This window comes from Sphingomonas crocodyli, assembly GCF_004005865.1.
Classification (GTDB): Bacteria; Pseudomonadota; Alphaproteobacteria; order Sphingomonadales; family Sphingomonadaceae; genus Rhizorhabdus; species Rhizorhabdus crocodyli.
On record NZ_SACN01000001.1, the window covers coordinates 972,713 to 992,626 of the forward strand.

A 19,914-nucleotide genomic window follows, 5' to 3' on the forward strand; every position below is an offset into this window, starting at 1 on the left:
CCCTGGGCCAGGGCAAGAGCGACCAGACGCCGGCAGGTCTCCTGGCTCGCGGGTCATCGCTCGATGCACGCCTTCCCAGACCGGATGGTCCAGTGGCTGGCGGACGGAAGGCCCGTCCGCGCATGTGCATCGCGCTCACCGCTTACAGTTGCAGGGACAGCCTCGGATTCGGGCGGCCTTGGCCGTCCTCACCGCGTTCCCATTTTAATCCCCTCTCGGGGAACCGGCGCGATCAATGTTCTTGGGGTTGAGTGTTCGCCCCCTCGAACAGCGCGGCCAATAAGCAGAAAATGCGCTCTTCGCAAGCGCAGCAAATAGACGCCCCGATCAGAGCGGACGGATCGCCTGTAATCGCCACAGCCGATTGTAGGACAGATCGATCCGCGTCAGTGGTGCGCAATCGATACGCATTGCGGCTTCGGCGGAGATGCCGATCGCGGCGACTATTACCGCGCGCATGACCATCGGATGGGTGATCGCGAGTGTCGCATCCGGCTTAGCGGCGACATCGTCCAGCCACGGCGTCATGCGCGCGACGAGATCATCGAATCGTTCGCCGCCCGGTGCGGCGCGGGTCGGGTCGGCCATCCACGCGGTCAGCCCGCCGGGGTCGCTCGCATGGACCGCCGCGAAGCTGCGCCCGCTCCAGTCGCCATGCTCGATGTCGCGCAGCGTCGCATCTTCGGCACCGGACAGTCCGGCCAACTCCATCGTCTGGCGCGCCGCGCGGGCCGGGCTGCACAGGATGGCGGCCGCCTTGGGAAGGTCAAGCGCCGCGATCTTGCGTTCGCCGCCCTCATCCAGCGGCTCGTCGGGCGACGGAAAGCCGCCTTCGCGCATCGAGCGGGTGGCGGCGTGGCACAATAATGTCAGTCGCACGTCCACCCGGCCTTTCAGGATCGTTGACGCTTCGCCCCGTTCCGGCCAAAGCGGGCAGAACAGGTTCGAAGAAGAAGCCGGTGCAAATCCGGCGCGGTCGCGCCACTGTTATCGTCAGCCTTCGCAAGCTGTCGAGAGCCAGACCTTCGAGAACCATCTTGTTCGCGGGACGCGCAATCCCGAAGGAGACCGACGATGGCCGCTGCTGCTGTGTTCGCTGATGACGTTTTCATTCCGCTGTCGGACAGCGGCGCGATCCCGCTGCGCGATATCGTGCCCTGGGCGATCTTCGGTCTGCTCCTCGCGATGATCGCGCTCTATTTCGTCAGCACCGAACAGGGCGCCTACGCCTTCTTCGACGGCATGTACGTGCACGAATTCGTCCACGACGGGCGCCACCTTCTCGGCTTCCCCTGCCACTAAGGCAGGCTATCCGATGACTCGGGATCTTTTGATCCGCGGCATGATCGCGGGGATCGTCGCTGCGTTCATCGTGACGTTGTTCGCGCGCCTGGTCGCAGAACCGCAGGTCGATCTGGCGATCGCGTTCGAAGCCTCGCACGATCAGGCCGCGCACAGCCATGCCGGCCATGCGATGGCGATGCCCGCCGACCCCGAACCCGAGCTGGTGAGCCGCGATACCCAGAAGGGCATCGGCCTGCTGACCGCGACTGCGCTCTATGGCGCGGCGGTGGGCGGCATTTTCTCGCTCGTCTTCGCGGTGATCTATGGGCGCATCAGCACGCTCGGGCCGCGATCCTTGTCGCTGCTGATGGCGATCGGCGCGTTCATCGCGATCGCGCTGGTGCCGGCGATCAAATATCCCGCGACGCCCCCAGCGGTGGGGCAGCATGAGACGGTGGTGTTCCGCACGCTGACCTATTTCGCGATGATCGCGCTCTCGGTCGTCGCGATGGTGGTCGCGATCAAGGTCGGCCGCGCCTTCGCGAACAAGGCCGGCGCCTTCAACGCGATGCTGATCGCGGCCGGCGCTTATGTGGCGATCATCATCGCGGTGCAGTTCGCCCTGCCGGCGATCAATGAAGTGCCCGCCGACTTCCCCGCCGTCGTCCTGTGGCGCTTCCGCATCGCCTCGCTTGGTGTCCAGGCGACCTTGTGGGTGGTGATCGGGATCGGCTTCGGTGCGATGGCCGATCGCGTGCTGCGGAGGCAGGCGGAGCGCCGCTGAACCGGCGTCCCGAAAGCGGGCTTTCTGTCGTTCAGGAGAACTGACGCGCGGCATCGCGCGGCGCGAGCGTGCGCCTGCAGCATGCTGCAATCGCAGATTGACACATTTCTCATGTAGAATAATTGTTTCCTAAAGGGGAGTGATGTGATGCGCCGCAATATTCAGACATCGTTGTTGGCTTCCGTGGCGCTGGTCGGGGTGGGCGCTGCTCATGCCCAGCCCGCCAATCTGCCGCCCCCCGGCGGCGCGATATCCTTTCCGATCGAGGTGCATCAGGGAACGTCGATGTCGGTATCGACTTCGCCTGATGGAAAGTGGCTGGCGATCGATCTGCAAGGCAGCTTGTGGATCGTGCCGGCCAAGGGCGGCAGGGCCAAGCGGATCACCGATTATTTCAATGATGCGCGTCAGCCGGTCTGGTCTCCGGACGGCAAGTCGATCGCCTTCTTCGCCTATCGCGACGGCACCTATGATCTCTTCACGATCAAGCCCGATGGTTCGGACATGCGCCACCTTACCGAAGGCGTGGCCGACGATCGCGAGCCGATGTGGTCGCCCGACGGGACGATGCTGGCTTTCTCTTCCGACCGCGCCGGCAGGGGATCGGCGGGCTATAATATCTGGACGATCGACCTTGCCAGCGGCGCGCTGACCCAGCTGACCGCCGACGACTATGAGGATCGCATGCCATCCTGGTCGCCGGACGGGAAGGAGATCGCTTATTCGAGCACGCGCGGCACGGCGATGAGCCTCTATGCCGTGCCTGCGACCGGCGGCGCGGCGCGCGTGCTGAAGGAAGGGAGCGCACGCTACGACGCGCCGACATGGACGCCCGACGGCAAGCTTGCCTATGTCGCGAACGACGCGAAGGGCAGCCGGCTGGAGATTGACGGCGCCGCCGTTTCGGGCAGCGAGAATGTCTTCCCGTTCAAGATATCGCGGGCAAAGGCCGGCCGCGACTTCGTCTATGTGTCCGACGGGCAGATCCGCCGTCGCACCGGCGGCAAGGTTGCGACCGTGCCGTTCGCCGCGACACTCGACGTCACCCGCGCCAGCTATCCCCGCGCCAAGCGCGACTGGGATTCGACCAGCCCGCGCAAGGCGCTCGGCATTCTGAAACCCACGCTGTCGCCCGACGGCAAGACGATCGCATTCGTCGCGCTGGGCGACCTTTGGACGGTGCCCGTCACCGGCGGCGCGCCGACCAACCTGACCAATGATCATGCGATGGACGCCGATCCCTCCTGGTCGCCCGATGGCAAGCAGATCGCTTATAGTTCGGACAAGGGCGGTGGGCTGCCCCAACTCTGGGTGCGCGACGTGCGGACCGGTGCTGCGAAGCAACTGACCGATATCGCGACCCAGCCTCTGGGCGCCGCATGGTCGCCCGATGGCAAGCAGATCGCCTTCATCGACGTCGACGGGCGCTGGGGCGTCGCTGGGCTCGCGCTGGTCGATGTCGACGGCGGCAAGATCACCCGCTTGCAGGGATCGCTGCCGCAGCCGGGCGAGCCGAGCTGGTCGGCCGATGGCAAGTCGGTCGCGATCAGCCTGTCCAAACTTTATTCCAAGAGCTTCCGCGAGGGCACCAATCAGGTCTTCGTCGTGCCCACCGACGGCAAGAGCGCGCCGCGCTGGTATGTGCCCGATCCCGATCAGTCGATCGACACGCGCGGTGGCGGCGGCCCCGCCTGGTCGCCCGACGGGACCAAGATGGCCGCGGTCTATGAAGGCGTGCTGCGCGTCTGGCCGGTGACGGCGGACGGCGCGCCCGCCGGGCCGCCGCGCAGCGTGAACAGCGAGATGTCGCATTACCCGACATGGGGCGGGGATTCGCGCACGATCCTCTATCAGAACGAGGACAAGCTGAAGCTGGTCGATCTGGAGACGGGCGCGATCCGTCAGGTGCCGCTCGACCTCAGCTATACGCTCGCCAAGCCGACAGGGCGGACGATCATCCATGTTTCGGCGCTGGTGGACTCGGTCCACGACATTACGCAGCGCGACAAGGATATCGTGATCGACGGCAACCGCATCGTCGAGATACGCGACCATGATCCGGCGGAGCATGCGGGCGCCAAGGTGATCGACGGAACGGGCCTCACCGCCATTCCCGGCCTGATTGAGCATCATTCGCATGCGCAGAAGGATTTCGGCGCGGCGGGCAACCGGGCGTGGCTGGCTTACGGCATCACCACGGTCCGCGATCCGGGCAGCCAATGGTATGACGGGATCGAAAATCGCGAGGCGGCCGAGGCTGGCGTGCGTATCGGCCCGCGCATCTATTCGGGCGGGCCGCTGCTGGAATGGAACCGCACCTTCTACAAGATGGGCGTCGCGATATCGGGCTATGCGCATCTCGATCGCGCGCTGGGTGCGGTCAGCGCGCTCAAATATGACATGATCAAAAGCTATGTGCGGATGACCGATTTCGGCCAGCGGCGCATCGTCGAGGCGGCGCATGCGATGGGCGTGCCGGTGTCGGGCCACGAAATCTATCCGGCGGCTTATTCGGGCGTCGACGCCACCGAACATACCGGCGCGACCAGCCGCCGCGGCTATTCGCCCAAGCAGGCGCCGCAGGGCCGCGCTTATGAGGATGTGATCCAGCTGTTCGGCAAGAGCGGGCGGACCTTCACGCCCACGATGTTCGGATCGTGGGGGCCGTATCTGGCGAAGCATCCGGACTATCGCGACGATCCGCGCGTGAAGCTCTATCCCGAATGGGCTCAGGAAACGATCGTCGGCAAGGACAATATGGCCGCGATGCTCGCGCCGACCTATGCTGGGTCGCTCAAGATGATCAAGGACGCCTATGATGCCGGCGCGCTGGTGACGGCGGGCACCGACACTTTGATGGCGCCCAATCTCCATTCGGAAATCTATTCCTATGTCGTCGCGGGGCTGACCCCTTTTCAGGCGCTGCAGACCGTCACGGTCAATTCGGCGAAGAGCCTGAACCTGGACGCCGGCACGCTGGAGCCGGGCAAGCTGGCCGACATCGTCCTGGTCCAGGGCGATCCGCGCGCCGACATTTCGGCGACCTACAATGTGAAGAAGGTGGTGCTGAACGGCGTCGCCTATGACGAGGCCGACCTGCTCAAAGCGCCGAACGACTGATCAACTGCCCGATTAAAAAGGAGCGGCCCCGGATGGTGATCCGGGGCCGCTTTTCGTTGGGTCTTACCAGAAGGTCTTCCTGACGCTCGCATACCAGTAGCGCGCGGTCGGCGAGTAGAGGTTCGACAGATAGCCTGCCGAGGAGAAAGGCGGGTTTTTGTCGAAGATGTTGCGGGCGCCGATCTGGATCGCGGTGCCCTTCAGCCAGCGGCTGCTTTCTTCGTCGAACGTGTACTGGGCGAAGAGGTTGACCGTGGTCTGTCCCTTCACCGGGAAAGGCGTCGCCGTGGAATCGAGCACCGCGCTTTCATAGACATCGTCGATATATTGCGTGAACGCGCCGATCGCGACCGGGCCCGAGGACCAGTTGGCCGTGGCCGAAATACGCCATTTGGGCTGGCCATCGCGACCCACCACGTCGCCGCCGCCGATCAGCGGCACGCCGCCGTTGATCGTGCCGGCCGCCTTGGCATCGATCACCTGCTGCACCCCGGCCGGCACGCCGACGAAATAGGAGATCAGCTTCGATGCGTTCACGTTCAGCGAGAAGTTGCCGAGTGGCGTGTTGCGGATCCGATAGTCGAACTGGAAATCGATGCCCTGCACGGTAACGGGCAGAAGGTTTTCGAAATTGGCGGTGACGAACAGAAGCTGCCCCACCGGCGCGAGGCCCGTGCCGGCGACCGCCGCGATATCGTCCGCCGTCGGCGCCATGCGGACGACATTCGGATTGGTGCTGCCCTGAACACGCAGCAGATAATCGAGGTTCAGGCCGTTCTGATAGTCGAGCAGGCCGATCACATTGGTCTGCTTGATCCGCCACCGATCGACGGTGAAGGTGGCGTGGCCCCAGCCTTCCGGCAGCGGCGGTTCGATCACGCCGCCGAAGCTCCAGCTGGTCGAGCTTTCAGGCTTCAGGTTGCGGTTGCCGCCCGACCGACGCAGCACCGAGATGCTGCGGTTGCACTGCGAGAAGTTGGTGATGCGGCGCGCGCGCAGATCGGCTTCGCACAGGACATAGTCGACGCCGGTGTTCACGCGATCGAGCGTTGAGGTGTTGATCACCTCCAGGTTCGGCGCGCGGAAGCCCTTGCTGTAGGAACCGCGGGCCTTGATCCCCTTCAGGATCTCCCACGAACCCGCGAACTTGGGCTTCGCGACATCGCCGACGTCGCTATAATCTTCGTATCGGCCAGCCACCTGGAAATCGAGCGCACGGATGCCGAAGATGCCGTCGTCGGGATTGACCAGACCGATCGCCAGTTCGGCATAGGCCGACTTGACGGTGCGCTTGCCGCGGACGTCGGGGCTGGGGCTCGCGCCGCCCAGATCGGATCCGTAGAAGATGCCGGTGACGGAGTCGGTGTACGTGGTGTCCACCCCGGCAATACCGCCCTGGAAGGTCGACCGATCGTCGCGATAGGTTTCGCGGCGGATCTCGACGCCGGCGGCGACGCCGATCTTGTTGTCGCCCCACAGCTCCAGCAGGTTCGGGGTCGAAACCTTGAAGTCCGCCAGCGCCAGCGAGGTGCGCGTGCGGCGGGTCGCCTCGATCCGGAAGCTGTCGATCGTCGCCTGGTTGTTGCGCGTGCAATCCCCGATCGACGGCGTGTCGACGCAGCCGCCGTTGAACGGATTATAGGCGTCGGATGTGGTGCGGTTGATCGCCGCCTGCAGCCGGGTGTTCGAGAAGTTGACCTGTTTGTCGGCCGCCGTCGCCCAGGTGTAGAGACCGGCGGTCTCCCAGTTCCAGTTGCCGATGTCGCCCTTCAGCCCGCCCAGGAAGCGATATTGATAGTTGGTGACGACCACCGGGCGCGAACCCAGATCGACATAGGACAGGGTGCTGATCGTGATCGGCAGGCCGGTCGCCGGAACGCCGGTGAGGCCGGGCAGGCGGTTGGGCGATCCGACCGGGCCGAACGGGTTCCAATAGGCGTTGGCCGCCATCGTGATCGGGATGTTCGCAAGGCTGGCGGAGGCGCCGACCACAGCGTGCGTTTCGCCGCGATAGAAGCCAGCCTCACCGAAGAAGTCGAGATGGTCGGTCAGCTCGTAATTCAGGAAGCTGAACGCGTTGATGCGGCTCACCGACGGCTGCTGCGTCAGATCGGGGAAGGTGCCCGGCGAGTTGTAGCGCAGGTTGACGTCTGGCGGATTGGCCGCAGGCGTCGTCATTTCGGTGGTGCCCACGCCGTCGTCATAGCAGACGCCCGGAGTACCGGTCGGCGCGACGCAGCCCGCATTGCCGTTCGGCTGGACATGGAACTGGCGCGACGCGTTGGTGAGATTCCGGCCCATATAGGAGATGATGCCCGATCCCTGCGCGCGGAACGTTCCCCACGGTGTCGTCGTGCTGGTGCCGTTGAACGCCGCCACATTGGCGTAGGGCGTGCCGGCGACATAGGGCCGGCGATCGGGATTGGCGGTGTACGGATTATCGCTGACCAGCAGCTTGGTCTTGCGCGCATAGCCGACGAACAGCGAGACGTTGCCGCGGCTTTCGTTGAAGTCGGTGCCGATCAGCCCGTTGACGTTGAGCTCCTTGACGTTCGTGCCCTCGGCAAAGCCATATTGGGCATCCATCTTGAAGCCCTTGTAGTTCGACTGCAGCACGTTGTTCACGACGCCGGCGACCGCGTCCGATCCGTAGAGCGCGGCGGCGCCGTCACGCAGCACCTCGACGCGCTCGATCCCGCCGACCGGGATGGCATTGGCGTTGTAGCCGAAGGTCGGAACCCCCGAGTCCACGACGCCGGTGATTGCCTGACTGGTCGGGTGCAGCACGGTGCGGCGGCCGTTGATCAGGATCAGGGTGTTGCCTTGGCCCAGGCCGCGCAGCGAGATGGTGGAAACGTCGCCGCGCGCGGCGTTTGCGTTGCCGCCGCCCAGAACCTGTTCGTTGAAGGTGACGCCGCCGAGTTGCGGAACCGATCGGAATAGATCGGCGCCCGATACCGCGGCGACGCCTTCGATCTGTTCGACGCCCACGACGTTGACGGGCAGTGCGCCCGTGATGCGTGCGCCTTTGATCTGCGAACCGACGACGACGATATCCTTGGCATCGAGCGCGTTAGTGCCGGAGGCATCGGCGCTCGGCTGCGTATCGGCTTGTGCGAGAACGATCGGGGCCGCGGTCTGTGCGGCGGCCATGCCCGATGCGAGCGTGGCCATACTGACGCCTAACAATGCAGCAGTCGTAACTTTGGCGGTCATCAACGCTTCTCCCTGTTGGCAACAATGCTTCCGTCCCCCCGGACGAAAGGCCTGTTCTGCTTTGGGGGTCAGCCGATCGGGTGCTTGCCTTTTGGCAATGCGACGCACCGGCCGTCCGGGGCGCGCGCGATCATCATTGGCATTGATGATGTGATGGACTCACGCAAGCGGGACCCCCGTCCAGAGTTCCGGCATCCGATCCTGGGGCGACTGTTCGCGTCGCTTCAGCTGACGCACCCGCAAGGCCTGCACCCAAGCGAATCCGCCGCAGTTTCTACGGTTACGAGTGGGCGTCACGTTATCGACAAATTTGTCAGTGCCAAGCACGAAATTGCTTGATGAGATAAAATGTTTCTCCAAAATGAATCTTGAGAGATGGATGTTTCGCCACGGGAGAGGCTTTTGATCTTTCCTGAGCGAGGTCGCGATCATGGTCGGTACAAGACCGGGGCGTCCGTTCCTGTCAGGGTCGCACATGCGGGCGGATCGAACGCTGCCCGCGCCAATCAGACGGGGGTGACGTGACCAAGGATCGATCGACCGATTTCGGATTAAGCCGCCGCGACCTCGCCGGTTTGTTGGGCGGGGTGGCCGTTGCTGCGGCCGCGGGCGCGCCGGCCACCGCGCAGGACAAGCCGGCGATCGAGCCGACCCGGCTCAAGAGCGCAGGCGAGACCCTGCGTCCGGAAATCGTGGGCGACTTCGGCATCGTCGCCGCAGGCCGCCATTATGCGGTCGCGGCGGGCACGCAGATGCTGGCGGCGGGCGGCAACGCGACCGACGCGGGCGTCGCTGCGGTCTTTGCCGCCGCCGTCACCGAAATCTCGCACTTCGGCTTCGGCGGGGAAGCGCCGTCGATCATCTACGATGCGAAGACGCAGAAGGTGTCGGTCATCAACGGGCAGGGCGTCGCGCCGGGCCTCGCCACGCCTGCTTACTTCGCCAAAGCGGGCGTGATCCCCGGCAACGGCCCCAATGGCGGCACCATCCCCGCGATGGTCGATGCGATGGCGAGCGCGCTGGCGCTCAACGGCACCAGGACGCTGCACGAGGTGATGGAGTATGCGATCAAGCTCGCCGACGGCTTCGTGATGTACAATTTCCTGGCCGAGGTGTTCGCGAGCCAGAAGAAGGCGACGTCGAAGTACAAGACCGCCTACGACACCTATTATCCCGACGGCAAAGTGCCCGTGACCGGGGAAATATTCCGCCAGCCCAATCTGGCCCGCACGATGCGCATCATCGCAGATGCCAGCCGGGCGACCTTCGCGAAGACGAAGAACCGCAAGGCGGCGATCACGGCCGGGCGCGATGCCTTCTACAAGGGCGATATCGCCCGCCGGATCGGTGCGGCGATGGAGCAGGATGGCGGCCTGATGCGCTATGACGATCTCGCCCGCTATCAGGGTAAGATCGAGCCGCCGGTGAGCGGGGATGTGTTCGGCTATACGATCTGCAAGGGCGGGTTCTGGAGCCAGGGGCCGACGCTGATCATGGCGCTCCAGATCGCCGAGGCGGCGGGCATCCAGACGATGGAGCCGGGCAGCGCCGATTATCTCCACACGCTGACCGAGGCGATGAAGCTCGCCTTCGACGATCGGAACGCCTTTTTCGGCGATCCCGATTTCGCGACCGTCCCCGCCAAGGGGCTGCTCTCCAAAGCCTATGCGGCCGAGCGAGCCCGCCAGATCGGGCCGCGCGCGTCGCTCGAGCATCGCTATGGCGATCCGTGGAAATATGAAGGCCGCGCGCGCACCACACCCGCTTTCACCCCGCACAAGATCGAAAAGCCCGTCGGCCCGACTGCGGACACCACCGCGATCGAGGTGGTCGACAAGGACGGCAATCTGTTCAGCTGTACGCCCAGTTCAGGCTGGCTGCTGGGCGGCGCCTATATTGCGGGCGACACCGGCGTGCCGATGAGCAACCGCCTGACCGTGTTCGATCTCGACCCCGAAAGCCCCAATGTACTGGTGCCGTACAAGCGGCCACGCACCACGCTCTCGCCGTCGATGGTGCTGAAGGACGGCAAGCCCTTCCTAGCGATCGGCACGCCGGGCGGCGATAATCAGGATCAGCAGATCGCCAATGTGCTCGTCCGCCTGCTCGCCTTCGGCCAGCCGCTCCAGGCGTCGATCGAGGCGCCGCGCATCAACTCCAACCATTTCCACGGCTCGTTCGGCCGAAAGGAGGATGCGCCCGGCGAACTGGAGATCGAAAGCCGCGTGCCCGATGCCGTCCGCGCCGATCTCACCGCGCGGGGGCACAAGCTGGTCGTACTCGGGCCGTTCGGTGTCTCGACCGGTATCGTCGCGGCGGGCGTTGCGCCCGGCGGCAATCTGCGGGGCGGCGCCGATGTTCGCCGCGAACGCTACGTCTTCGGCTGGTAAGGAAGCTTCTTCGATGAACAAGATTTTGCCGACCCTGCTGGTCGCCTCCATCATCGTCGCCCCGGTTCAGGCCGCGCCGTCGCCCGGCGCAGGGGAACCGGCGTTCCGCGCCATGTTCAAGGAAATGGTCGAGATCAATTCGGCGCAGGAGGGCGGCAGCTGCACCGCCGTTATCGACACACTGATCACCCGGATGAAGGCCGCCGGCTTTCCGGAAGGCAACCTCCACCGCTTCGTGCCCGACAAGGATCCGAAGGCCGGGATTCTCGTCGCCGTGCTGCCGGGCCGCGATCCCAAGCTGAAGGCGGTGCTGATGCTGGGGCATACCGACGTGGTCAATGCCCGCCGCGCCGACTGGACCCGCGATCCCTACACGCTGATCGAGGAAGACGGCTATTTCTACGCGCGCGGCGTGGCGGACATGAAGGGGCAGGACGCGATCTGGGCGGACAATATGCTCCGCTATCATGCCGAGGGTTACAAGCCGCTGCGCACGATCAAGATGGCGCTGACCTGCGGTGAGGAAGGTGGCGGCTTCGTCAACGGCGCCAAATGGCTGGTCGACAATCAGCGCGAGCTGGTCGACGCCGGGATCGCGCTCAACGAGGGCGGCTATGGCGAAAATGACGCCGCCGGAAAGCCCGTCGTCCAGACCTTCCAGGCGGCGCAAAAGGTGGTGATGAGCTTCACGCTGGAGACGACCAATCCCGGCGGGCACAGTTCGGTGCCGCGGCCGGACAATGCGATCTACAGCCTTGCCCGCGCGCTCGATGCGGTCAGCCGCTATGACTTTCCGGTCCAGTTCATCGACGCCAATCGGGGCTATTTCAGCCAGATGGCCAAGGTTGTCGGCGGTGCGGACGGCGCGGCGATGACGAAGATCGTCGCAGACCCCACCGATAAGGCGGCGAACGATCAACTCAACAAGTCACCCCAATATCATTCGATGCTGCGCACCACCTGCGTCGCGACGCTGATGAACGGTGGCCATGCGGGCAACGCCTTGCCTCAGCGCGCGACCGCGACGATCAACTGCCGCGTGATACCCGGCGTGCCGCTGGAGGAGGTGCAGGCGGCGCTGGTGAAGGCGATCGACGATCCCGAGGTGAAGGTGACGTCCAGCCGCGGATATCGGCCGATGAACCCCGCGCCGGTGACGGACAAGCTGCTCGGCCCCGCGCGGCGCATCTCGGCGACGATCTGGCCGGGCGTGCCCGTCATCCCCCACATGGCGACCGGCGCGACCGACGCCGTGTCGATGACGCCGGCGGGCATCCCCACCTACGGCGTCACCGGCCTGTTCCGCGATCCGGACGGCAACGGCGTCCACGGCCTGAACGAACGCATCCGCGTGAGTTCGCTGATGAACGGCCGCAAGTTCCTGTACCAGCTGGTCAAGGCCTATGCCGATCAGAAGGATTGATCAGCGCGGTATCGTCACTGCCGCATGCTCGATCCGCCGTCGATGCTGAGCACCTGGCCCGTAATGTAGGCCCCCTCGTCCGACATCAGCATCGCGCCCGTTGCGGCGATGTCGGCGGGGCGGCCGAGGCGGGCCTTCACCGCGTTGCGGCCGAATGCCCATTCCTTGAGGCCGGGGCTGGCATTCGCCTCGAGCTTTTCGTGCATGATGATGCCCGGCGCGATCACGTTGGCGCGGATGCCGTCGGGGCCATGCTTGATCGCGACGGTGCGCATCAGCGCGTGGATCGCGGACTTGCTCATCGCATAAGCGGGGCGGATCGGCATGGGCACATAGGCCGAGCCCGAGCTGGTATAGAGCATCACGCCGCCGCCGCGCTCGATCATCTTGGGCAGCGCCGCGCGGGTGCAGAGCAGGTGGCCGCGCGCGTTGACGCGCATCACCTCGTCATAAACGTCCATCGGCATGTCGAGGACGCTGGCGGCGATCGCCCCGTCGGCGAAGCTCGCATAATTGGCGTGGAAGCCGTCCAGCCCGCCATAGGTCGCGCAGGCGAGATCGACGATCGCGTAGATCGACGCTTCGTCCCCGCCGTCGAGCTCCGTTGCGGTCGCGATGCCGCCCGCCGCGACGATCTCGTCGACGACGGTCTGTGCCGCGGCCGCATCGATGTCGCCCAGCACGATCGATGCGCCCTCCGCTGCATAGCGACGCGCCAGTTCCGATCCGATGCCGCCGCCGCCGGCGACGACAATGACCTTGCCTGAAAGACGGTTCATGCCGCTTACCCCCGTGCTTCGATGACGGTCTTGCCGTCGAGCGACATGGTCGACCGGCCGATCGTGTCGAGATATTGGTAGGAGAAGGCGATCACGCCGGTCCGCTCCTTCGCCGGCAGGGTGACGAGCGCCAGCGTCGCCTCCGCAATATGTTCGACCTTTTCGAACCAGTGCGCGGTCTCCGGCGTGACGATGCCCAGCGCGGTGACGCCGGGGGTCGCGATCGCGGCGACGGGGGCTACCGCGCTGACCGCGATGTTCGCCTCCTGAAGCTCGCCCGCCAGACCGGCGGTCAGCCGATGCACCGCCGCCTTGAGCGCGCCGTAATAAGCGTGGCCGGGGCTCATCAGCTTGTCGCCGTCCTTGTAACCGTCGATCGGATAGGCGCTGCTCGATCCGAGGTTGACGATCCAGCCTTGCCCCTGCGCCTTCATGTGCGGCAGCGCATTGATGATCAGATCGAGCGGCCCGAGCAGATATTGCTGCGCCTGCGACAGCTCGTTGGCCAGGTTGAGCACGAACGCCGGGTTCATCATCGCGCGGCCGGCATTGTTCACGAGGATATCGATCCGCCCGAAATCGGCGACCGTGTCGGCGATCAGCGCGGCGCGGCTCGCCGCATCCTCGACGTCGCACGCCTTGGCGACGGCCTTGCCGCCGCGCGCCGTGATCGCCGCGACCGCCTCCTCGATCGTGCCTTCAAGCCCGTCGGTGCTGGTGGAGAGGCTGCGCGCGGCGAGGACAACGGTGGCGCCGGCCGAGGCCAGCCGTTCCGCAATCGCGCGCCCGATCCCCCGGCTCGCGCCCGTGACGACGGCGACGCGGCCGTCCAGTTCCAGATTCTGTCCCATCAATGGCACCTTCCCGCTCTGTCCGCCGGGTCGGCGCCCGGCTCTGAAACGGGCATGGACGGCGTGCGGGACGTCCTCAAGCCGATGGAGGGAAGTTATTCCGGAAGTTACTCGGGTCGACCGGTCAGGGTACGTCAGATGATACTTTTGCCGGCCGATATCGTCGCTACCGCATCGTGATCGCCCGGCGCGCCGGCGGCATTCATCATCTCGTCCAGCGCGACCGGCTTGATCGCGCAGAACAGGGCGTACCAGTCGGCATCGCCGGTGCCGAGCGGCAGATCATCCTCGGTCAGTTGCATGATCTCGCGCTCGATCGCCTCGATCTTCTGCTGGATCTTCGCGAAGGATGCCCTCGACAGCCGGGCGATGCCGCTGGCCCAGGCATTGCGGCCGTCGGTCAGATCGACGCGGCCGAAGAAATGCGTCACGCGCTGCGCGGATAAAGTGGCGCGATCGTCGGCCCGCAGGCCGCGCAACAGCTTGACCCGATCGAGCGGGTGGAGCGCGATCACGCCCATCCCGTCCAGTTCGGTGAGCACGCGGATCATCTCCACCTCATCCAGCCCGAACTCCTCGCGGATCCGCCGCACCGGCCAGTGCCGCGCCAGCATGAACGTGGTCATGAACAGGATCGGCTTGGCCGTCAGGCGCTGCGCCTGTTCGGCGCTCATCGCGGGCAAGGGCTCCGAATGTTCGCGCGCCATCTGCGCCAGATCGAAGATGCCGATCTCGGCGACCGCCGCCATCTTCTCGAGCATCGCGACCGACAGACCCCGCCCGGCCATCGCGCGCTTCACGGTCATTTCCGACACGCCGATCTGACGCGCCACATCGGCATAGCGGATACCGCGCGCCTTATAGACGCGCTTCAACTGATCGAGCAGCTGCGCCGTCTCGTTCGAAGGCTTGATCATGGCCTCACGGGATGGCGCTATCCGCCGCAATCTGGACGGCGAAAGCGGACCATAAGGAGGTGCCGTGATCGTAGAGCTGGACGAGCGAGGCGGTCACTTCGGCGGTGTAGAAGGTGGAGGAGGCGCGGTCGTAGCCCTGCACTCTGGCGCCTTCGATCATCATCGAGACGAAGGTCTGGGTCGCCGTATCGAAGATTTCGGGGAGCGTGCCGCCGAAGCGGGCGGCGCGATCGCCGTCATAGCCCTGCAGGCTCGATCCCCGGCATTCGGCCGCGATGCGCAGGTGTCGGCCTGCGGCGTGGTCGTAAATACCGGCGACCTTGTCGCCAGTGACGAAAGCATAAGCCGATGCGGCGATCAGCGCGCGAATGTGGGGAGCCATGTCCCTAACTGCCTTCCCAGCGGCGGGGAAGGCAAGGGGGCTCCCCCGCTTTAATCGCGTCGGAGCAGCAGCGCGCCATAGCCGAAGCCGCCATTGGCGACCGCGCAGACCCTGGCATCCTTCACCTGCCGATCGCCCGCGCGGCCCCACAATTGCACGCACGCCTCATAGGTATGGCCGTAGCCATGCAGGCGACCCTGCGAGAGTTGCCCGCCGCTGGTGTTGAGTGGAAGTTCGCCGCCAAGGCCGATCCGCGTCCCGCCTTCCACGAAGGCGGCGGCCTCGCCACGGCCGCACAGGCGCAGGCTTTCCATCCACATCAGGGTCAGGATCGAAAAGCCGTCATAGATCTGCGCAACATCGACGTCGGCGGGCTTCAGATCGGTGCGTGACCACAGCATGTCGCCCGCCTTGTTGGACGCCATCGTGGTGAAATCGCCCTGGTGCAGGCCGATCCCGAAGCCACCGATCGACATGCCGATCGATTCGATCCGGATAGGCGGCTGGGCGAGGTCGGCGATCGTATCGACATGGCTCAGCACCAGCGCGGTCGATCCGTCGACGGGGATGTCGCAGTCGAACAGCCGCAGCGGCGTCGCGATGAAGCGCGATGCCATATAATCCTCGATCGTCAGCGGCTTGCGCAGCGTCGCATTGGGATTGAGCGCCGCCATGCCGCGCGCGTTGACCGCAATGGCGCCAAGCTGTTCGGAGGTCGCGCCATATTTACTGAAATAGGCCTGCGCATAGAGCGCGTACATCGGCGTCGCCGAGACCGCGTTGAACGGGACGTTCCACGCCATGCCGCCCGATATGCGCGTGCTGCCGCGGCCCATCAGGTTCGATTGCGCGGCGGATGTCTTGGCCTGCACCTGCACCGTCGCCTGCGAAACCGTGCGGAAGATCAGGACGTGCTTGCACATGCCCGATGTGATCGCCTGAATCGCGCTGAAGATCGCGCCCATATGCGCGTGCCCGTCGGTGGAGGCCGCGACCCACGACGGATTGAGGCCCATCGAGAACATCAGTTCGGTGGGGCCGACGGGGGAGAAGCCCTTCGGTTCGGGCATCGGGCCGGGATAGGTGGTGAGGCCGTCAATGTCGGACGGCTTGAGCCCCGCCTCGCGGATCGCCTGCGAACAGGCGTCGATCGTCAGCTGCAGCGCCGTCTTGGTCGAAGGGCGCCCGACTTCGGACTGGCCGGCACCCGAGATGACGACGCGCTTTTCGGCGTGGGTCTCAACCGGCATGGGGCGCCTCCGTCGGCTGGAACATCGGCAGCCAGACATCGTCATGCTGTTCGAACACGACCGAAACGGGCATGCCGATCGTGACCTGATCGACCGGGCAACCGACGATGTTGGTCATCACGTAAAGCTCCTTCTGCTCCTCCAGCTCGACCGCCGCGAAGAGGAAGGGCACCTTCATGCCCGGCAGCCACGGCTGCACGTTGATCGTATAGCTGGCGACCCGCGCGCGCCCCGAAACGGCCTGCGGCGCAACCGCGCCTGCGCATTGCGGACATTGGGGAAGCGGGGGATGGATGTAGAGATCGCACGCCGCGCACCGGCAGATCATCAGCGCGCCGTTGGCGCCTCCGGTCCAGAAGGCTTCATTGTCCTTTTCCAGCGCCGGCAACTGGCGCGCCGGCGCGTCTGGCATGGCGGTCATCTGTCCTCTCCCCACCTCTCTGTCGACCTGTGCCTTATTCGATCGCGATCGGACAGGTCTCAGGGATTTGGGGTATATGGGCGCAGGGCAGGGGCCGTAGAAGCGGGCGCCGCTTGTCGCGTGTAGGCGTGGGATGCCAGCGCCATGACCGCGCGGGCCATAGCGGGCGATATTCAGGATATCAGATTGGGTCCGACCGGCCGTGCGGCGGAACCGCACGGCCGGGGGATGATCAGGCCGCCTTGGGCGGGGCGAACTTGGTCAGGTCGATGCCTGCGACTGCATTCTTATATTCCTCGGCGCTTGGGGTGCGGCCAAGGATGGTCGACAGCACCACGACCGGGGTCGAGGCGAGCAGCGATTCACCCTTCTTCTCGGCCGTATCCTCCACGACGCGGCCCTGGAACAGGCGGGTCGAGGTGGCGAGGACGGTATCGCCCTTCGCGGCCTTTTCCTGATTGCCCATGCACAGGTTGCAGCCCGGACGCTCGAGATAGAGGATGTTCTGATATTCGGTGCGCGTGACCGTCTTCGGGTTCTCGTCGTCAAAGGTGAAGCCCGAATATTTCTGCAGGACGTCCCAGTCGCCTTCGGCCTTCAGCTCATCGATGATGTTGTAGGTCGGCGGGGCGACGACCAGCGGCGCCTTGAACTCGACCTTGCCCTCGGTCTTTTCGACATTCTTGAGCATCTGGGCGAGGATCTTCATGTCGCCCTTGTGCACCATGCACGATCCGATGAAGCCCAGATCGACCTTCTTCGTGCCGCCGTAGTAGGAAACCGGGCGGATCGTGTCGTGGGTATAGCGCTTCGAAACGTCGGCATTGTTGACGTCCGGATCGGCGATCATCGGCTCGTCGATCTGGTCAAGGTCGACGACGATCTCGGCGAAATATTTCGCGTCGGCATCGGGCGCGAGCGCGGACTTTTCGCCCATGCGGATCTCGGCGATCCGGGTATCGGCCTTGGCGATCAGGCCCTTCAGCGTGCCGGCCGCATTGTCCATGCCCTTGTCGATCATGATCTGGATGCGCGCCTTGGCGATTTCCAGCGATCCGATCAGCGTCTCGTCGTCCGAAATGCAGATCGATGCCTTGGCCTTCATCTCCGCCGTCCAGTCGGTGAAGGTGAATGCCTGATCGGCCAGCAGCGTGCCGATATGGACTTCGATGATCCGGCCCTGGAACACGTTTTCGCCGCCGCACTGCTGGAGCATCTGCGCCTGGGTGGCGTGAACCACGTCGCGGAAGTCCATGTGCGACTGCATCGTGCCCTTGAAGGTGACCTTCACCGATTGCGGGATCGGCATGGTCGCTTCGCCGGTGGCGAGCGCCAGCGCGACGGTGCCCGAATCCGCGCCGAAGGCGACGCCCTTCGACATGCGGGTGTGGCTGTCGCCGCCGATGATGATCGCCCAGTCGTCCACGGTGATGTCGTTCAGCACCTTGTGGATCACGTCCGTCATCGAATGATAGACGCCCTTCGGGTCACGCGCGGTGATCAGGCCGAAATTGTTCATGAAGGACATGAGCTTCGGGATGTTGGCCTGCGCCTTCTTGTCCCAAACCGACGCGGTGTGGCAGCCCGACTGATAGGCACCATCGACCAGCGGCGAGATGACGGTGGCCGCCATCGCTTCCAGTTCCTGCGCGGTCATCAGGCCGGTCGTGTCCTGCGACCCGACGATGTTGACCTTCACGCGCACGTCCGAACCCGCGTGCAGCACCTTGCCCGGCGTGACGCCGACGGCGTTGCGGTTGAAGATCTTTTCGACCGCGGTCAGGCCGACGCCCTCGACGGTGATTTCCTTGTTTGGCGCATAGACCGGGGTCGGCTCGATGCCGAGGGTGCGCGCCGCGAAGGTCTGGAGCTTCTTGCCGAACACGATGGCGTAGCTGCTGCCCGCCTTCATGAACTCCATCTTCTGCGGCGTGAAGGCCGATGCGACGTCGACCAGCTCGACGCCATTCTCGTCGGTCAGCTTCTTGTTCTTGACGTCGATCTTCAGGACGGTGCCGGTTTCGACCGAGAATTTCTCCTCGAGCACCGGATTGCCGTCATTGTTCATGATCGGCTTGCCGTCCGGACCGGTCTGCTTGACCCAGTTCTTCAGGTTGATGCCGATGCCGCCGGTCACGTCGACGGTGGTGCCGAAGATCGGCGAGATGCCGTTGGTGCCGGCAACCACGGGCGCATAATTGACGAAGGGAACGTAGGGGCTCTGCTGCTTGCCGGTCCACAACGCGACGTTGTTGACGCCCGACATGCGCGACGAACCAACGCCCATCGTGCCCTTTTCGGCGATCATCATCACGCGCTTGTCGGGGTGCTGCGCCTTCAATGCGACGATCTGCTGCTGCGCTTCGGGCGTGATCATGCACTGGCCGTGCAGTTCGCGGTCCGAACGCGAATGCGCCTGGTTGCCCGGCGACAGAAGGTCGGTCGAGATATCGCCTTCGCCGGCGATGAAGGTGACGACCTTGATCTCATCCTCGACGTCGGGAAGCTTGGTGAAGAACTCGGCCTTCGCATAGCTTTCCAGAACGCCGGTCGCGACGGCGTTGCCCGCCGCATGCGCTTCGCTCAGGCGATGCATGTCGGCATCGTAGAGGAAGACCTGGGTCTTGAGGACTTCGCCGGCTTGTTCGGCGAGTGCGGGCGCATCGCCCAGCGCGATATCGAGCAGCACTTCGATCGAAGGGCCGCCCTTCATGTGCGACAGCAGTTCCAGCGCGAAGGCCGGCGAGATTTCGGGAACGGTGATTTCGCCCAGGATCACCTGCTTCAGGAAGGCCGCCTTAACGGCCGCGGCGCTCGTGGTGCCGGGAAGCGTGTTGTAGATCAGGAAGTTGAGCGCGCCGGCGCGATGCTCGTTCCCCGCATCCTTCACGATGGCGATGATTTCATAGACGAGGCCGCCATCATCGATCGGCTTGGGCGCAAGACCCTGAGCCTTTCGGCTTTCGATTTCGGCCAGATAATCGAGATATGCGCTCATGCTAGTCCCACCGTGTAAAGTGCCCCGCAAAGGTCAGGGCGTCGGTCGGAATCCTCGGCCGCCCTGAGCCTGACGCGCCGCGCTTATGCCAACAAGGCC

14 protein-coding genes and 1 riboswitch are annotated in these 19,914 nt (G+C 64.9%); of the genes, 5 read left to right on the forward strand and 9 right to left on the reverse strand.

Translation table 11 applies throughout. From position 1 onward, the window contains the following. Nucleotides 1-14: 14 nt before the first annotated feature. Nucleotides 15-243, reverse strand: a riboswitch (cobalamin riboswitch). 84 nt (nucleotides 244-327) lie between these two features. Next, the gene (locus EOD43_RS04530; protein WP_127741484.1) at nucleotides 328-879 is read right to left on the reverse strand and encodes a histidine phosphatase family protein; all 552 of its coding nucleotides are present in this window, start codon (nucleotides 877-879) and stop codon (nucleotides 328-330) included. A 195-nt stretch (nucleotides 880-1,074) separates the two neighbouring features. On the opposite strand from EOD43_RS04530, the gene EOD43_RS04535 reads away from it, so the two are divergent. The 3 genes from EOD43_RS04535 (at nucleotide 1,075) to EOD43_RS04545 (ending at nucleotide 5,188) form a co-directional block, all read left to right on the forward strand. Further along, nucleotides 1,075-1,302, forward strand: coding sequence for a CbtB domain-containing protein (locus tag EOD43_RS04535; protein ID WP_127741486.1), 228 nt, complete (start codon nucleotides 1,075-1,077; stop codon nucleotides 1,300-1,302). Between the two features lie 13 nt (nucleotides 1,303-1,315). Further along, a complete protein-coding gene (locus EOD43_RS04540; protein WP_127741488.1) occupies nucleotides 1,316-2,068 on the forward strand; it encodes a CbtA family protein in 753 nt (250 codons plus the stop codon). Nucleotides 2,069-2,215: 147 nt separating this feature from the next. After that, the gene (locus tag EOD43_RS04545; RefSeq protein WP_127741490.1) at nucleotides 2,216-5,188 is read left to right on the forward strand and encodes an amidohydrolase family protein; all 2,973 of its coding nucleotides are present in this window, start codon (nucleotides 2,216-2,218) and stop codon (nucleotides 5,186-5,188) included. A gap of 63 nt (nucleotides 5,189-5,251) precedes the next feature. Here the strand turns inward: EOD43_RS04545 and EOD43_RS04550 are convergent, their stop codons facing one another. Continuing rightward, nucleotides 5,252-8,362, reverse strand: coding sequence for a TonB-dependent receptor domain-containing protein (locus EOD43_RS04550; RefSeq protein ID WP_240653078.1), 3,111 nt, complete (start codon nucleotides 8,360-8,362; stop codon nucleotides 5,252-5,254). Nucleotides 8,363-8,925: 563 nt separating this feature from the next. Between EOD43_RS04550 and EOD43_RS04555 the strand changes: the two genes are divergently transcribed. After that, on the forward strand, nucleotides 8,926-10,794 hold the full coding sequence (locus EOD43_RS04555; RefSeq protein ID WP_127741492.1) for a gamma-glutamyltransferase family protein: 1,869 nt from the start codon (nucleotides 8,926-8,928) through the stop codon (nucleotides 10,792-10,794). A 13-nt stretch (nucleotides 10,795-10,807) separates the two neighbouring features. Then, entirely contained in the window at nucleotides 10,808-12,217 is a 1,410-nt protein-coding gene (locus EOD43_RS04560) for a M20/M25/M40 family metallo-hydrolase (RefSeq protein WP_127741494.1), read from the forward strand. A gap of 14 nt (nucleotides 12,218-12,231) precedes the next feature. Here EOD43_RS04560 and EOD43_RS04565 read toward each other — a convergent pair whose 3' ends face one another. From EOD43_RS04565 to EOD43_RS04595, 7 genes are all read right to left on the reverse strand, one after another. Next, entirely contained in the window at nucleotides 12,232-12,996 is a 765-nt protein-coding gene (locus tag EOD43_RS04565; RefSeq protein ID WP_127741496.1) for an SDR family NAD(P)-dependent oxidoreductase, read from the reverse strand. Nucleotides 12,997-13,001: 5 nt separating this feature from the next. Then, nucleotides 13,002-13,847, reverse strand: a complete 846-nt coding sequence (locus EOD43_RS04570; RefSeq protein WP_127741498.1) for an SDR family NAD(P)-dependent oxidoreductase — start codon at nucleotides 13,845-13,847, stop codon at nucleotides 13,002-13,004. A gap of 134 nt (nucleotides 13,848-13,981) precedes the next feature. Continuing rightward, on the reverse strand, nucleotides 13,982-14,764 hold the full coding sequence (locus EOD43_RS04575) for a helix-turn-helix domain-containing protein (protein ID WP_127741500.1): 783 nt from the start codon (nucleotides 14,762-14,764) through the stop codon (nucleotides 13,982-13,984). A 4-nt stretch (nucleotides 14,765-14,768) separates the two neighbouring features. Continuing rightward, nucleotides 14,769-15,146, reverse strand: coding sequence for a hypothetical protein (locus EOD43_RS04580; protein ID WP_127741502.1), 378 nt, complete (start codon nucleotides 15,144-15,146; stop codon nucleotides 14,769-14,771). A 50-nt stretch (nucleotides 15,147-15,196) separates the two neighbouring features. Further along, nucleotides 15,197-16,396, reverse strand: a complete 1,200-nt coding sequence (locus tag EOD43_RS04585) for a thiolase family protein (RefSeq protein WP_127741504.1) — start codon at nucleotides 16,394-16,396, stop codon at nucleotides 15,197-15,199. Beyond that, entirely contained in the window at nucleotides 16,386-16,817 is a 432-nt protein-coding gene (locus EOD43_RS04590) for a Zn-ribbon domain-containing OB-fold protein (protein ID WP_240653079.1), read from the reverse strand. Before EOD43_RS04590 ends, EOD43_RS04585 begins: the two co-directional genes overlap by 11 nt. A 232-nt stretch (nucleotides 16,818-17,049) precedes the next feature. Continuing rightward, nucleotides 17,050-19,815, reverse strand: coding sequence for a bifunctional aconitate hydratase 2/2-methylisocitrate dehydratase (locus tag EOD43_RS04595; RefSeq protein WP_127741506.1), 2,766 nt, complete (start codon nucleotides 19,813-19,815; stop codon nucleotides 17,050-17,052). Nucleotides 19,816-19,914 lie beyond the last annotated feature (99 nt).